Source organism: Hydrogenophaga intermedia (assembly GCF_023715105.1).
Taxonomy (GTDB): domain Bacteria; phylum Pseudomonadota; class Gammaproteobacteria; order Burkholderiales; family Burkholderiaceae_C; genus Hydrogenophaga; species Hydrogenophaga intermedia_A.
Window position 1 is genome coordinate 1 of the sequence record NZ_JAMBNO010000043.1, and the last position, 13,990, is coordinate 13,990.

Consider the following 13,990-nt stretch of genomic DNA (forward strand, 5'->3'; position numbering starts at 1 on the left):
GGAGCCCATCGGCTACATCCCGCCGGCAGAGGCTGAGGCAAACTACTGGCGGCATCTCGCCAATCAGGACTCCATGGCGGAGGCCTGACTTAAACCAACCAGCCTCCACGAAAGCCGGGGCGGTTCACTGTTGGCCATATTGCCGATAGTTGTTGGCGGCCCGCAGGGGCGCCTGCAGAAGGCCCTCTGCTTCATAAAAGCGCACCGCGGGAACGGAGCACCCTGCCAATGACGATAGTTCACCGATTTTCATATTTGCCTACCTACCGCTTGACTCTACAGCTACTTGAGGGTTTCTAATACGGGACATGAGTACATGTCAAAGCAGTAGCTGCTCGAGCAGTTGCAATTCGCAGACGGTCGACGAGGCCCCAAGCGCCATTGCTTCCGTGGAGAGCACATTTTCAGTTCCGGGAATGGACTGCCCCTCCGAGGAGAACCTCATTCGCATGGCGCTGGGTGGTCTGACCGGGGTTGGGCCGATGACCTTCGATCTGGCCCATCGGCAGCTCCGGGTGGTGCACTCGGGCGAGCCCGCCAGGATCGCCCAGAAGCTGACGCCCCTGAACTTGGGTGCGGTTCTGCTGACAAGCGAGAGGCGCACCGAAGGCGGGCAGTGGAAGACGCGTTTCTCCGTGCCGAAGATGGATTGCCCGTCGGAGGAGAATCTCATTCGGATGGCGCTGGCCGATGCGTCGGCTGTTGCGGCACTGGACTTCGATCTGAAGGACCGTGTACTCACCGTGCAGCATGGGGGAAGTACGCAAGAGCTGCTGGGCCGTCTCATCCCTCTCAACCTCGGCGCGCAAGTGTTGGACAGCGTGCAAAGCGACGAGTCTACGGCCCCAGACGCAGAGGGGAATGCCTCTGAGGCTCGGACCTTAAAGCTGCTGCTCGCTATCAACGGTGCGATGTTTGTCTTTGAGTTGATCGTTGGCCTGATCGCCCAGTCCACAGGTCTCATAGCGGACTCGCTTGACATGTTCGCCGATGCGGCGGTCTACGGACTGGCGCTCTATGCGGTGGGCCGCGCCGCCGCCTTGAAGATGAAGGCAGCGCACATCGCTGGTTGGTTGCAAGTCGTGCTTGCGCTTGGCGCGCTTTTGGAGGTCGTTCGGCGGGCAGTTGTGGGAAGTGAGCCGGCGTCCATGCTCATGATGAGTATCGGGCTGGTCGCATTGATCGCCAACGTCACCTGCCTAGTGCTGATCGCCAAGAAGCGGGATCGGGGCGCCCACATGACGGCAAGCTACATTTTTTCTGCGAATGATGTGATCGCAAACGCGGGGGTGATAGTCGCTGGTGTTTTGGTCGCTTGGACGGGCTCCTCGTACCCTGACCTCGTGATTGGCGCAGTCATTGCGCTGATAGTGCTCAGCGGTGCCCGGCGCATCCTGAACCTCCGATAGCCAATCTAGCGGCATCCCACACCGATGCCTAGCCAAGGTGGGATGGCCGGCCGCTTACCGATCTCCTTCTGATCCTGGGAGTACTTCGGCTTGGGACGCGCATAGCCCTTGGGCAGATCGCGACTGCGCTCGTACTCTCGGAACCAACCCTTCAATGCATTCTTGGTCGGGTACCCCAACTGGCGAATGGTTGCTCGAACGCGCTTGCCAAGCTTGATGTATAGCTCGACCGCCCGAATCCTGTCTTGATACGAATACATGAACTACCTCCTGGTAGTCCAAGTTTTTGTCCGCATCTCCCCCGGGTCAGTATTGGGTGATCGTCAACAGCCCGCCAAAGCTCACATGGCTGTTCCCCCGCAAGAAGCCTATCGCGCACGATGTGTCAACCGGATCGTGCACGTGCACGTCAAGCCTGGACGAGATAGTTGCGCATCAGCCCAGCATCTTCGTGCTCCAGCATATGGCAGTGATACAGGAACAGCCCAGGGTAGTCCACAAAACCTACCAGCACTTGCACCCGCTCGCCAGGCATGACCAGTACAGTGTCTTTCCAGCCCTCGTCGACCAATCCCGCGCTCACCGTTCGGTAGGCAGCAGCAAACGAGCTTGAGACTTGTCGCTTGAGCACGCGGAACTGCACGCCGTGGATGTGCATGGAGTGGGCCATCACCATGCCCATCATGCTGTCTTGACCTTCATTGCGAAATTCCCAGATCTCGTGGGTTCCCAGCTTGACGGTCTCTTCAGGGCTTACCTGCAGCATGTTGAACGAACGGCCGTTGACACCCCAGGCCATCATTCGCATTGTGAGATCGAACACCTTTGGCAGCCCAGCATTGATGGCACTCTGTGGCTGCGCGCCGGGCAGATGTGCAAGCCGCTGCGGCGGTTCTCGGGCTGCGCTTCGGTCTCCCTTGAGCACTGCAAACTTGAGCACATCGAATTGTGAGCCGTCAGGCAGCCTGGAGCCCCCCATCGTCATTCCCCCATCAAACTCCAAGCTCCTCAGTACGGGTTGTGCGCCAGGAGCCCAGCGCCCAAAATCGACCCAGAGGTCGACCCGCTCAGCGGGCGCCAACATCAGGTATTCGCGTTCCAGAGGCCTGTCGAGCAGGCCGCCATCCGTGCCAATCACCGTCAGGGGAGAGCCGTCGCTCCAAGCCAACTTGAACGTGCGGGTGTTCGCTCCATTGACCATGCGCAGCCGGTACGCCCGGGGCAGGACTTCCAAGTCTTTCGACAATCGTCCGTTGACGAGCAACTCGTCGCCCAGAACGCCCATCATTCGGGCCATCATGTTGGCCATTGCACTTCGGCTCATCATTGCGCCGCCATGCATGCCGCCTCCGTTCATCATGGTGTTCGACTCATCGGACGCGGGATAGACCAGTTGCTGGTCTGCATCGAATGTCCGATCCTGAAGGACCAGTGGCAAGTCATACCCGCCGCGGGGCAGAGCCAAAGTCGACTCCTCGTCATCGGAGACCAGCAGTACGCCGGCGAGGCCGCGGTACACCTGAGATCCCGTGCGGCCGTGGGGATGCGCGTGATACCAGTACGTCCCCGCGCGATTGAGCACGGTGAACTCGTAGATGTAGCGCCCCCCAGGCGCAACCGCATGCCGCGGGTGTCCATCCATGTCGTCAGGCACGTGCAGCCCGTGCCAGTGGATGGTGGTCGCCTCAGGAAGCTCGTTCGATAGTTCGATTCGCACGCGCTGTCCGCGACTCAAGCGGATGGTGGGTCCTAGGTAAGTGCCGCCCTCCATCTGCAGCGCCGCAGCGTCGCCTGCGATGAGCCGGCCCAAGTAGCGCCACACGGCTGTCGGTTTGCCTGGCCGCAGTGTCACCTCGTCACGGATCGCCCGCAGCTCGATATGGACGTCTGGTAACCGCGAGTTGGGTGTTCGCCCGGCCGCCATGCCAGGACCCGCCAGCGCGACGGCGGCCAAAGCAGAGCCTCCTTGCAGGATGCGTCGTCGGTTTCTGTTCATGATGGATTCTTCATGTGCTTCACTGCATCAGCAGGCCCAGTTGCCCATCATGGAGAAATGCATCATGGCCATGGCGGCAAAGCCGACGACCACGATCACACCGAACACAGCGAGCACGGCAGTCGTGACCTTTTCCAGTGTGCTCATGGACGACCTTTCATGCCTGCTATGGCTGGGTCCGCCACAGTTTTTCCTTGATCTGCAATGCGCGCCCAACTTTTGCCAGCGTTCTTGCTGATGAAGATGCTCTTTTTGAACGTAGCGATCGCCATCTCGCTCGTTCGCACCGGGTTTTGCGCGATGAAGCTGACGGCATCTTCTCCCAGGTCTGGCAGATTCACCGTGCGCGGCTTTTCCCCGGAGCGCAAGCCGAGCACTGACAGCGTGGGTCCACCGTCATAGCCGCTCCACCAGAGATCGTTGCCGTTGAACGTGAACGTCGCGGCCAGCACCCGCTTGCCGCTGACAACGGGCTTGAAACTCGCGCCTGCGTCCTTTGAGAGGAACAGCCCCTGATCGGCCGCCGCCGCTACGGTGGCGGAGTCCGAAGGATGCACGGCCAATCCGTGGATCCTTCCTGCGAGACCGGCGGCTTCAACGCGTTGCCATTTCTCACCATCGTTGGTCGTGAAGTAGACACCTTGCGTTCCCATCTGCGAATTCGGATGCGGGTTCACCACATACACGGCGTTTGTTCCATAGCTCGCGGCCAGCGTATGAAAATCGGACTCCCCTTGTAAGACGAGCTGCTTCCAGCTCTTGCCGCCATCCGTGCTTTTGATCAAGCCGAAGGGATTTTTAAGGCCCGAACCAGGCGCAGGATGTCCGCTGCTGTACAGCGCGTTGCGGGTACCGGTAAATCCCATGTAGTCGTGCTCAGGGCCTGGCGCTTTGCTCCACTGTCCCGATGAATAGACCGCCAGTCCGTGGTGGCTCGGGACCAACAGCGTGGCTCCGTCGGCAGCATAGGTGAGTCCATGCACATGCGTCAGCGCGACGCCAGCTGCGGCATTGGCGCTCAACCATGCCAGTGGAGTCATCGTGACTGCCAGCGCCATCGCACGGAAGGTGTTGCGCTTCATGACACCTCCTTGGTCGGGGCGATTGGTTCCGCAGAGGGCACTCGTGGCTTGGACGTACCGCTCGAGCTCTGATCCCCATCGGAACTCGAATGCATCAACTTCATCATCACCAGCATGGAGATGGGACACAGCAGTACAACAAGGATGGGCAAGCTGGCGAGGATCCCGGCTCGCGCTTCCTCGAAGGTGAGGTAGGCGAATCCGGCCGCTGCGGCGATGAGCGCGGCAACAGACAGCATGACTTTCAGGTTGCATTTCATTTTGAACTCCAGAGGAAAATTGGACCAACGCGCGAGTTCGAACCCGCTGCGTCAGCGAAAAAGGGGAAAAGAGAATTGCCTGCGCGGTTCGCGCAGTCAGATCAACCTATCGGCGACAGGTGAATTCAGCCGTGGTGGCTGCGGGGCGGCCTGTCCTGGCCATCGGTGAGAAAAAGGACGGCCGCAACTGTGGGCGTGCGCCGGGGACCCGCAGACCCAGGCTTGGGGGCCGCAGAGGACTGTGATGTCAGGAGCGCCATGGCGTTGCAGGTGGCTGCAGTGGCAGCTCCGCAGTCCTGAATCAGAGCCATGTTCCCAGTCTCAGGCTCGTGCTGCGTGTCAGCAACCGCAGAGGAGATGTCCTCAAGGGCGATCTGCTGCATGTCCTGACCCTCAGGACATTGGTACGCACCAGCCCAAGCGCCTTGGAACGACAGTCCAATAAGCAGCAGCGACAACAGAACGATTCGGAGCAGGCGAGCCATGTGGTGATCAGAGCGTAAAAGTGGGAGAAAGTTCGGTGCTGAGCAGGAGACTGCTTGAGCGGCGACGTCAAACCGTCGGATAGGCTGCAAGCGCGAATGCTTCGACGAAATCGTCGCGTTGTCGCAAGGCTGCCACCGCGATGCGCCGGGCGGTCAAGTCGACTTCCACTCGAACGGTTGGACCTGTGATTTCAAACATGGTGAACTCCTCGTATTGCGTTCACTGTGAGGCTTCCCTCTGTGGGAAGGTCAACGGACATGCGAAATTGCCCCTCTTCTTCAAGCAGGATTGTTCGCGCTGTCTTGACATTCCCATTGCAGGAAGGTCGACAGTGGCGGTACTGCAACCCGCGTGGAAATCTCATGAGCACATCTGCCCTCAACCAACCCATCCCCGATTTGACCGACTGGAACCTTGCCGTGGAAGGAATGACGTGTGCCTCGTGTGCGACTCGTGTGGAAAGAGCGCTGCGCGCAGTTCCCGGTGTGCAGGATGCAACGGTCAATCTCGCCACGGAGGCTGCTGCCATCAAGGCGGCGCCTGTGGTCTCTGTCGAAATGCTGCGAGCAGCCATTCAAAGGGCCGGCTATGGCGTTGCCGATCACAGCATACAACTGGATATCGGGGGCATGACCTGCGCGTCGTGTGCCGCCCGTGTCGAAAAGGCGCTGAGGAAAGTGCCGGGTGTTGTGGCAGCCGAAGTCAATCTCGCCACGGAGAAGGCCGAGGTGAAGCTGGCGACCGACCAGGCCGACACCACCGCCATCGTTGCAGCCGTTGAAAAAGCTGGCTATACGGCGCGCCCAGTGGGAGAGGCCGGCCACCCGGCGAGTCGTGTGGCGCTCGGCGCCGTAGGGCGCAACGGTGATGGGTGGCGCGTGGCGTTGGCCGCAGCACTGTCCTTTCCACTGGCCGTGCCCATGGTCGCAACGTTCATGGGATTGGACTGGGCGCTGCCCGGCTGGCTGCAGCTGGCTCTGGCTACTCCGGTTCAGTTCTGGCTGGGGGCGCGCTTCTATCGCGCCGGCTGGAATGCCCTGAAGGCGCGCACGGGAAACATGGACCTGCTGGTCGCGCTGGGCACTTCCGCTGCCTACGGACTGAGTGTCTATCTGCTGCTCGTCAACGTGGACCACGCAACAGCACATACCTATTTCGAAGCCTCGGCCGTGATCATCACGCTCGTCTTGCTGGGGAAATGGCTTGAACTTCGCGCCAAGCACCAAACGACGGAGGCCATCCGGGCATTGAATGCGTTGCGCCCGGACGTGGCACGCGTACGCCGTCAGGATGTTGAGCGTGAGGTCCCGCTGAGCGACGTCGTGAAAGGTGACCTTGTCATCGTTCGCCCGGGCGAGCGCGTTGCCGTGGACGGCCTTGTGGTCGAAGGTTCCAGCCAAATTGACGAGTCTCTGATCACCGGAGAGAGCCTGCCGGTTGCCAAGCACGAAGGCGACAAAGTCACCGGCGGCTCGGTGAACGGGGAGGGTTTGCTACTGGTGCAAACCACGGCCGTTGGCGCGGAATCCACGTTGGCGCGCATCGTGCGTCTGGTAGAAACAGCGCAGGCAAAAAAAGCGCCCATCCAGCGTTTGGTCGACCGTGTCAGCGAAGTCTTCGTTCCCGTCGTGATCGGGATTGCGGCAATCACCGTGCTGGCTTGGGGCGTGCTGACAGGCAACTGGGAGGCGGCGATCCTGAATGCTGTGGCGGTTCTGGTCATCGCCTGCCCCTGTGCCCTTGGACTCGCGACACCTACGGCGATCATGGCCGGAACCGGCGTTGCAGCGCGCCATGGGATCCTGATCAAGGATGCCGAAGCCTTGGAGGTCGCGCACAAGGTGCGGGTGGTTGCCTTCGACAAAACCGGCACGCTCACCGAGGGCAAACCGCAACTGGTCGAGGCCCAATCGGTTGAAGGAGACACCCAGCTTTTCCTCAGCCTGGCCGCCTCCCTTCAGGCTGGCAGCGAACACCCCTTGGCCAGGGCAGTGCTCGAAGCCGCAGACCGGGAGGGCGTCCCGTTGCAGCAAGCATCGCAAGTGCGGGCGATCCCTGGTCGTGGCATGGCTGGCAACGTGGCGGGGATTGATCTGCGACTGGGCAGCAGCCGTCTGATGCAAGAACTCAAGGTTGACCTCTCTGCGCTGGCTTCGCGCGCGGAATTGTTGCAAGCCCAGGGCCGAACAGTTTCGTGGATGGCAGACATCACGGGGACGCCGAAGCTGCTTGGGCTTCTGGCTTTCGGCGATAAGGTCAAGCCGACGGCGTTGGCAGCCGTGCGCAAGTTGCATGAGCAGGGAATCCAGGTCGTGCTCATCACGGGGGACAATCGTGGTAGCGCCAACGTGGCTGCGAAGCAGCTCGACATCGACGCCATCCGTGCCGAGGTGCTTCCCGAAGACAAGGCGCGAATCGTTGCCGAGTTGAAGGTGGGCGGCAAGACGGTGGCGATGGTGGGCGACGGCATCAACGACGCGCCGGCTTTGGCCGCCGCGGACGTGGGGATCGCCATGTCCACTGGCACTGATGTGGCCATGCACGCGGCCGGCGTGACTCTGATGCGAGGCGACCCGGCTTTGGTGGCGGATGCCATCGACATCTCGCGCCGCACCTACGCGAAGATCCAGCACGGTCTTTTCTGGGCGTTCATTTACAACTTGGTGGGCATCCCGCTGGCCGCTTTTGGTTTGCTCAGCCCAGTCATCGCGGGCGCCGCTATGGCGTTCAGCAGCGTGAGTGTCGTCGCCAACGCTTTGACGCTGCGCAACTGGAAAGGATGCAAATCGTGAGCGCCTCTTTTCGCTTCAACATTGGCGAAGCCGCTACCCGCTCCGGCGTCACAGCCAAAATGGTCCGGCACTACGAGTCGCTTGGGTTGCTGCAGGCGGTGGAGCGCACGGAGTCGGGCTATCGGCAGTACTCCGACAACGAGGTACACACCCTTCGCTTCATCAAACGGGCTAGAGGCTTGGGCTTGAGGATGTCCGAAACTGCAGAGCTGCTCACGCTGTGGCAGAACCGGCGCCGCTCGGGTGCGGAGGTCCGGAAGATTGCCACTCGCCACTTGGCCCAGCTGAATCAACGCGTGCTAGCCATCGAGTCGATGCGTCAGATGCTGGAGCACGTGGTCGAATGCTGCGAGAGCCTTCATCGGCCCGATTGCCCCATCCCGCAAGAACGGGAGACCCAATCGGTTTCTGCGGTCACACGCAAAGGACAAACCAGATGACATTGCGGTGACGTTGATCCCCCTAGGCCGTGGACTGGCGGCGCGCGAGCAGTCGCGCAACCGCAGGTTGTCGCTTTCCGCTTGTTTCGGTCATGCGTCGGGTCATCGCGGGCATGTGCCCGTAAAAATTCCTGCAGAAAGGCCGTTGGACAGTCGCTTAACGGCTTGAACCAAGGATCTGCCGGCGTGAGAACCAGACCACAAGTGGGGGCAGCACCACCCACTGAAGCAGAGGCGACAGACCGACTCCGATACCGGGAACCACCGGCATCAATGATGAGTAACGCCAACCGCCGAGCCATATTCCCGCAACAGCCAGCATCTCTATGGCTATCGTGATCAAGACGCCAGTTGCAGCAAACATCAAGATGCGTGCCGTGCTTGGCGACAGTACCCAGCTCCGGTTGCGAGCTACCAAGCCAACTGCCCAATATGCGATGAGCATGATCACGGCATCTCCCAGTGTCGCTCTTGTGCAAGTCCTGATCGCATCCCAGTGTGCAGCCTGGGGCATGCCTGCGAACAGCGGTACTTGCAAGAATTCCCAAGGATAGTTGAGCAGCAAAGCAAACACGACCACATTGAATTCAGGCAGGCGGGAGATATTGTTAATTCCAGACAGCAAGCGCATCACGCGATTCTGCCTGTGAACCCCCGGGCGTGCCGTTTGAGCTTGGCTCGCCCTCAAGCTTAGCTGCTCCGACCGCCAGCCGGTGCTGATCCGGACGGGGCAGGAACAACAACGTAGGTTGCGTCAACTCGTACCGGTGCCCTGTCACACCGCACTCCTGAACCGATCCACTGCTGTTCGGGTGCAAGTGTCCGCGCTGGGTGTCATGCTCGAAATCGTGAATGACGCAGATGTTGCCTGTGTAGAAAACACCCGCGTGCCGGGAGAAGCTACTGAGCAGCGAGGCCAGGACGTCCATGGACGGTCGATACGTCAGGTCAACGATTCCTGAGCATTGGCGATTGTTCGTCCTGTAGTCGCAGGGAGTGCAGCAATGGCTGCCAGGTCGCGGCCTCGGCGTCGGTGGCCTGCAGTGAACCCTTCTGCGCAGCTTGGCACAGGCGCTGCAGCATGCCCAGCTGGGGCGTAATCGGCCCGGCAAAACACAGCTTGCCAGCGGTATCCACGATCAGGATCATGGGAAAGGTCGTGATGTCAACCTCGTCCAGCACGGCCTCGAAGTCCTCTACGTCGACCCAATGCGTGCGCCAATCGACACGCGTGCCAGCGAGCTTTTCAAACTCGGGAAGATAGTCGCGGCAGGTGCCGCACCATTCGGCACACAGGCACACCACGTCGAGGGTCATGCGTGCTGCCCTGGTTTGGCAGCACCATCGAAAAACGCCGTCAGCGGTTTGTAGCCTTCGGCGCGTAAACGAGTACTTATCAAGCCCATGTTTTGTATCGGCGTGTCGATTCTCGACTTGGATTCTTTGTGAATGCTGAACATGTCTGCATATTTATTGTGGATGGCAACACTGTGACCTTAATCTACGACCCAAATTTTTACTCCTTACCTTGGCGTCGAGAGCGACCACGGCATGTAGACATCACAGGAACGTCACCGAGCTCCTGTGCTCGCTTCGTGTTGAGCCGATTTCGATGCCTCGCGCAAAATTTCCCGCCCGCCGTTCGCTGCGATCGCGGCTACGACGACGCCCAGCACCAGGTCCGGGACGTTCGATCCCAGCCACATGACCAACGCCCCGGACAGCACAATGGTTGCGTTAACGATGGAATCGTTGCTCGTGAAGATCGCCGACGCCTTGAAGTTCACATCCTCCCCGCGATGACGGCGCAGCAGCCTCAGGCACACCAAGTTCAAAGCAGCGTTTGCAGCGGCCATCGCCATCATTGCTGTGCCCACAGGCTCTTCACCCCCGGCGAAGCGGCGCATGACTTCCACCAGCAGCAGCACGGCAAGCCCGATGAGCAAGAAACCCGACAGGCGCGCCGCGCGCACCTTGACCATGGCCGCGCGCCCGACCGCGTACAGGCTGACGGCATAGACCGACGCGTCAGCGAGGTTGTCCAGACCGGCGCCCATGAGCGCGGTGGATGCAGCCCATATGCCAAGGCCGATGCCTGCGGCGGACTGTCCCAGGTTGATCAGCAATACGGACCGCAAGATCTTGCGGTCTGCCGCGTTGCCCACGTCCAGTCCGCCGAGCTCGTCGTTTTCGTCGTTTTCAGCCATGCTTGTACCTTCCACCTTCGCGCATCATGAGGCCTCTACCTGCTGGAGATTTGAGCATTGATGACGCAAAGCCACTACGGCGCGATCGCGGAGCGCAGCGTGGGCGGCCGCTGAGTTGTTGGCGAAGACGCCAACGGTACGGCCGAGAGTGCCGCTTTCAGTTCAGACGGACTCAGTATCTCGGAAAGAACTCGCGGAGCCGCGTTGCCGGTATAAAGCACGTAGAGGGGGACGCCGTTGCGCCCGAGTGCCCCCAGTGCGGCGGTAATCGCCGGGTCTCGCAACGTCCAGTCGGCTCGCAACAAGGCGACATCCCTGGCCGCAAAGTCGGCCAACACCTCAGGCTTTTGCAGCACCGTCTTCTTGTTGTATTGGCAAGTGACGCACCAGGCAGCGGTGAAATCGACAAACACTGGGCGGCCGCCGGCCAGAAACCGCTCCACCTGGCCAGGCTCCCAGGCCTGCCAGGCGCGGTCGTTCACTGTCACTGCCTGCTGCGGCCGCGGTGAGCCGATTTGGCCAGCGAGCAGCCAAGCGAATACGCCCGTCCACGCGATCGCGATCACGCCTACGAACACCCGCGTGCGACCTGACAAGCCAAGGCTCCAGGCCAGCATGCTGGTGGCAACCAAGACCACCAACAGGGCGCTCGCTGCATCAATCCCGCTTTGCTGCCCCAGTACCCACAGCAGCCAAACCACCGCCGCGAACATCGGGTAGGCCATCAGTTTGCGGAAAGTCACCATCCACTCGCCAGGACGGGGCAGCAGGCGTCCAACGGCTGGGACCCAACTGGCGACCAAGTACGGCAGCGCCATGCCAGCGCCCAGCGCCGCGAAGATCAAGAGCGCCTGCGAGGCGGGCAGCCCTACAGCGAAACCCAACGCGGCGCCCATGAAAGGGGCCGTACACGGGGACGCCACCACAACCGCAAGCACGCCAGACAGGAAGGCGTTCAGCACCGGGTGGTTGCTCTGCAGTGAAGCCAAGCGGGTGGGGATGAGTTGGCGGACCTCGAATACGCCCGCCAGGTTCAGACCGATAAGCGTGAACAAAACGGCCAGCGCGGCGACTACGCCGGGAATCTGCAACTGGAACCCCCAGCCGAGCTGCTGCCCAGCGCTGCGAAGCGCGACGACAAGCAGTCCCAACGCAGCGAACGAAGCAACAACCCCTACGGAATACGCCGCACCGTCCAGGCGCCGAGCCCGCTGGTCGCTGGCATGCTGGGTGAAGCTGACCACCTTGATCGCCAGAACAGGGAAGACGCAAGGCATGAGGTTCAGGATCAGCCCGCCAAGCAATGCACCCACCAAGGCAGCAGTGAACGTCAGCCCGGCGCGCGACTTGGCCGCAGCAGCGTTGTCGCGAAGCGCTTCTTGCAAGTCTGGAGACACGGCCGGCAGCGCGGCGGTCGGAGGCCAAGTGCCTTGCAGCTTGGCATCGATGCTCCAGCTATCGTTGCCCTGTGTCATCACAATTGGCATCACATCGGGACTCAGGCTGCGGTAAGGCGAGAGCGGTACCCGAGCGGTCCAGTCCTGACCTTCCCACGCCTGGCTCCATTGCGCGGAAGATTCAATCACTCCCGAAGTCTCCGGAAAGAAGTCCAATTGCTTGCCCCGAAGGCTCGCGGGCAGCCCGCTGACCCGAAGCCGAAGGGCATTTTCATCAATGGTGGCGGTTGCCTGGCCTGCCAGCGGCCTGGGTTGAGCATCGAAGCTCGCCTGGAAGACGGGGCCGTTTGAGGCAATTGCGCTCTGTGTAGGGATGGCTATCGAGAATTCGCCCTCCTCGGGGACGCACAACTCGCGGCAAATCAACCATTGCGCTTTGAGCTTGATCTCCAGCGTGTCGCCCAAAAGCGAGGGCTTAAAGTCCGGCGTGATGGTCAGAGGTACCGGCAGCAGCACTGTGTCCTCATATCCATAATTGATCAACGTGCCGAGCGAGTATTTGCGGGGCATTGGCCACGCGATTTCCCCAGCCTGCACCCCAGTGGGAAGCTGCCACTCGAGTTTGGTGGGAAGGCCCGAGTCACCAGAGTTTTTCCAATACGAGTGCCACTCCGGCTGGTGCGCGAGCTGCAGACCGACCCAGACAGGCTTACCCGGTTCTACGCCCTCGGGCGCGTGGGCCAGCAGTTCGGCGCGGGTGCGTTCAGTTACCACCACGCTCTTGCCGCTGGACTGGGCCGATGCTGCCCCGCCTGCGAGCAGGATCAGCAACGTGAGGAAGTTGGCAGCGTGAGATGCAAGGCGCGTGAACATGGAACAGGTGCAGCATTGCGGTGGCGGGATGCGCACCGTCGGGGCGGACTATAGGTGCATTCCACGCGCGGACTGCCAGCAGCCCGGGCTGACCCGGGGTCTCTACGCAGGTCCAGTTGACTCTACCGCGACTAGAGGGTTTCCAATTTCTGCCGGACCCTTTTTAGGACTGAAAAGGCGGAGTCAAGCACCAAGTGCAACACCGATTTATTGAATTGAGGAATTGGGTTGATTAAGCTTGTCCAACATGGCCTGGTAGACGACGATCGGCGGGTAGAAGCCGTGGACGGCACGCGGGCGGTTGTTGAGCAGGTCGGCAATCGCATCGAGCTGAGCCTGGCTGTGAACCGACAGGTCGGTGCCTTTGGGCAGGTACTGGCGGATCAGTCCATTGGTGTTCTCGCAGGAAGCGCGCTGCCAGGGGCTATGCGGGTCACAGAAGTACACCATCACGCCGGTGTTGGCCGTCAGTTCGGCATGGCGCGCCATCTCCTTGCCCTGGTCGTAGGTCAGGGTCTGGCGCATCGGTTCGGCGATGCTGCGCAGCTTGGCCGTGAAGCCTTCCAAGGCAGAGGCGGCTGTCGCATCGGCCAGCTTGATCAACATCACCAGGCGAGAGCTGCGTTCGACCAGCACGCCCACGGCCGAACGGTTGCCTGCCCCCTTGATGAGATCGCCCTCCCAGTGCCCGGGGAAGGCCCGGTCGTTGGCCTCGGGTGGGCGCACATGGATGCTCAGCAGATCGGGCATCTGGCCCCTGCGATCCTCACCCCGGCTGCGCGGCATGCGCTTGGACTTGGCACGGCGCAGACAGGCGATCAGGTCTTTGCGCAACTCGCCCTTGGGCATGGTGTTGATTTCCACCCAGAAGTGACCCAGTAAGTCAGGTGATTTCCATCCAGAACTGACCCACGTACTAACGTAAGCGTGGCCTCAAGGCCCTTGTTGCCGGGCCGAGGGGAGCAGGTCAGCATGCGTCCATATGCAAGACAGTGGACATACCCCTGAGTGGAGCGGCCCGAAGGTTGAGCGCACCCTTCGCAACGGC

At 61.1% G+C, this 13,990-nt stretch carries 14 protein-coding genes and 2 pseudogenes; 3 read left to right on the forward strand and 13 right to left on the reverse strand.

What is annotated here, in order from left to right; all coding sequences use genetic code 11:
* Positions 1–124 precede the first annotated feature (124 nt).
* A complete protein-coding gene (locus M3149_RS21845; protein WP_435370776.1) occupies positions 125–253 on the reverse strand; it encodes a MerR family DNA-binding transcriptional regulator in 129 nt (42 codons plus the stop codon).
* Positions 254–308: 55 nt separating this feature from the next.
* Here M3149_RS21845 and M3149_RS21850 point away from each other — a divergent pair, with 55 nt between their 5' ends.
* A complete protein-coding gene (locus M3149_RS21850; protein ID WP_077446928.1) occupies positions 309–1,409 on the forward strand; it encodes a cation transporter in 1,101 nt (366 codons plus the stop codon).
* Between the two features lie 62 nt (positions 1,410–1,471).
* On the opposite strand, the pseudogene M3149_RS21855 reads toward M3149_RS21850, so the two are convergent.
* The 5 genes and pseudogenes from M3149_RS21855 to M3149_RS23100 form a co-directional block, all read right to left on the reverse strand.
* Positions 1,472–1,669 (reverse strand): annotated as a pseudogene (locus tag M3149_RS21855) (IS3 family transposase); the annotation flags it as partial.
* A 149-nt stretch (positions 1,670–1,818) separates the two neighbouring features.
* Positions 1,819–3,405 carry a multicopper oxidase family protein gene (locus tag M3149_RS21860; protein ID WP_251711485.1) on the reverse strand — a complete coding sequence of 529 codons (1,587 nt, stop codon included), beginning with the start codon at positions 3,403–3,405 and terminating at the stop codon, positions 1,819–1,821.
* Positions 3,406–3,548: 143 nt separating this feature from the next.
* A complete protein-coding gene (locus tag M3149_RS21865) occupies positions 3,549–4,487 on the reverse strand; it encodes a F510_1955 family glycosylhydrolase (RefSeq protein ID WP_251711486.1) in 939 nt (312 codons plus the stop codon).
* Positions 4,484–4,747, reverse strand: coding sequence for a DUF2933 domain-containing protein (locus M3149_RS21870; protein WP_251711487.1), 264 nt, complete (start codon positions 4,745–4,747; stop codon positions 4,484–4,486). Before M3149_RS21870 ends, M3149_RS21865 begins: the two co-directional genes overlap by 4 nt.
* Positions 4,748–5,299: 552 nt before the next feature.
* Positions 5,300–5,431 carry a hypothetical protein gene (locus tag M3149_RS23100; RefSeq protein ID WP_285887446.1) on the reverse strand — a complete coding sequence of 44 codons (132 nt, stop codon included), beginning with the start codon at positions 5,429–5,431 and terminating at the stop codon, positions 5,300–5,302.
* A 164-nt stretch (positions 5,432–5,595) separates the two neighbouring features.
* Between M3149_RS23100 and M3149_RS21875 the strand changes: the two genes are divergently transcribed.
* Both M3149_RS21875 and M3149_RS21880 read left to right on the forward strand, forming a co-directional pair.
* Positions 5,596–8,025, forward strand: coding sequence for a heavy metal translocating P-type ATPase (locus tag M3149_RS21875; RefSeq protein WP_251711488.1), 2,430 nt, complete (start codon positions 5,596–5,598; stop codon positions 8,023–8,025).
* The gene (locus M3149_RS21880) at positions 8,013–8,465 is read left to right on the forward strand and encodes a MerR family DNA-binding protein (RefSeq protein ID WP_435370777.1); all 453 of its coding nucleotides are present in this window, start codon (positions 8,013–8,015) and stop codon (positions 8,463–8,465) included. Before M3149_RS21875 ends, M3149_RS21880 begins: the two co-directional genes overlap by 13 nt.
* A gap of 157 nt (positions 8,466–8,622) precedes the next feature.
* On the opposite strand, the gene M3149_RS21885 is transcribed toward M3149_RS21880, so the two are convergent.
* The 7 genes and pseudogenes from M3149_RS21885 to M3149_RS21915 all read right to left on the reverse strand — a co-directional run.
* Positions 8,623–9,096 (reverse strand): hypothetical protein, encoded by a 474-nt coding sequence (locus tag M3149_RS21885; RefSeq protein WP_251711489.1) that lies wholly within the window; start codon positions 9,094–9,096, stop codon positions 8,623–8,625.
* The gene (locus M3149_RS21890; protein ID WP_251711490.1) at positions 9,074–9,394 is read right to left on the reverse strand and encodes a cupin domain-containing protein; all 321 of its coding nucleotides are present in this window, start codon (positions 9,392–9,394) and stop codon (positions 9,074–9,076) included. The genes M3149_RS21885 and M3149_RS21890 overlap by 23 nt, the downstream gene beginning before the upstream one ends.
* A gap of 19 nt (positions 9,395–9,413) precedes the next feature.
* Entirely contained in the window at positions 9,414–9,782 is a 369-nt protein-coding gene (locus M3149_RS21895; RefSeq protein WP_251711491.1) for a thioredoxin family protein, read from the reverse strand.
* A complete protein-coding gene (locus tag M3149_RS21900) occupies positions 9,779–9,925 on the reverse strand; it encodes a hypothetical protein (RefSeq protein ID WP_251711492.1) in 147 nt (48 codons plus the stop codon). Before M3149_RS21900 ends, M3149_RS21895 begins: the two co-directional genes overlap by 4 nt.
* Positions 9,926–10,036: 111 nt before the next feature.
* The gene (locus M3149_RS21905; protein WP_251711493.1) at positions 10,037–10,672 is read right to left on the reverse strand and encodes a cation transporter; all 636 of its coding nucleotides are present in this window, start codon (positions 10,670–10,672) and stop codon (positions 10,037–10,039) included.
* Positions 10,673–10,746: 74 nt separating this feature from the next.
* The gene (locus M3149_RS21910) at positions 10,747–12,942 is read right to left on the reverse strand and encodes a protein-disulfide reductase DsbD family protein (RefSeq protein ID WP_251711494.1); all 2,196 of its coding nucleotides are present in this window, start codon (positions 12,940–12,942) and stop codon (positions 10,747–10,749) included.
* Between the two features lie 207 nt (positions 12,943–13,149).
* A pseudogene (locus M3149_RS21915) lies at positions 13,150–13,800 on the reverse strand (IS30 family transposase); the annotation flags it as partial.
* Positions 13,801–13,990 lie beyond the last annotated feature (190 nt).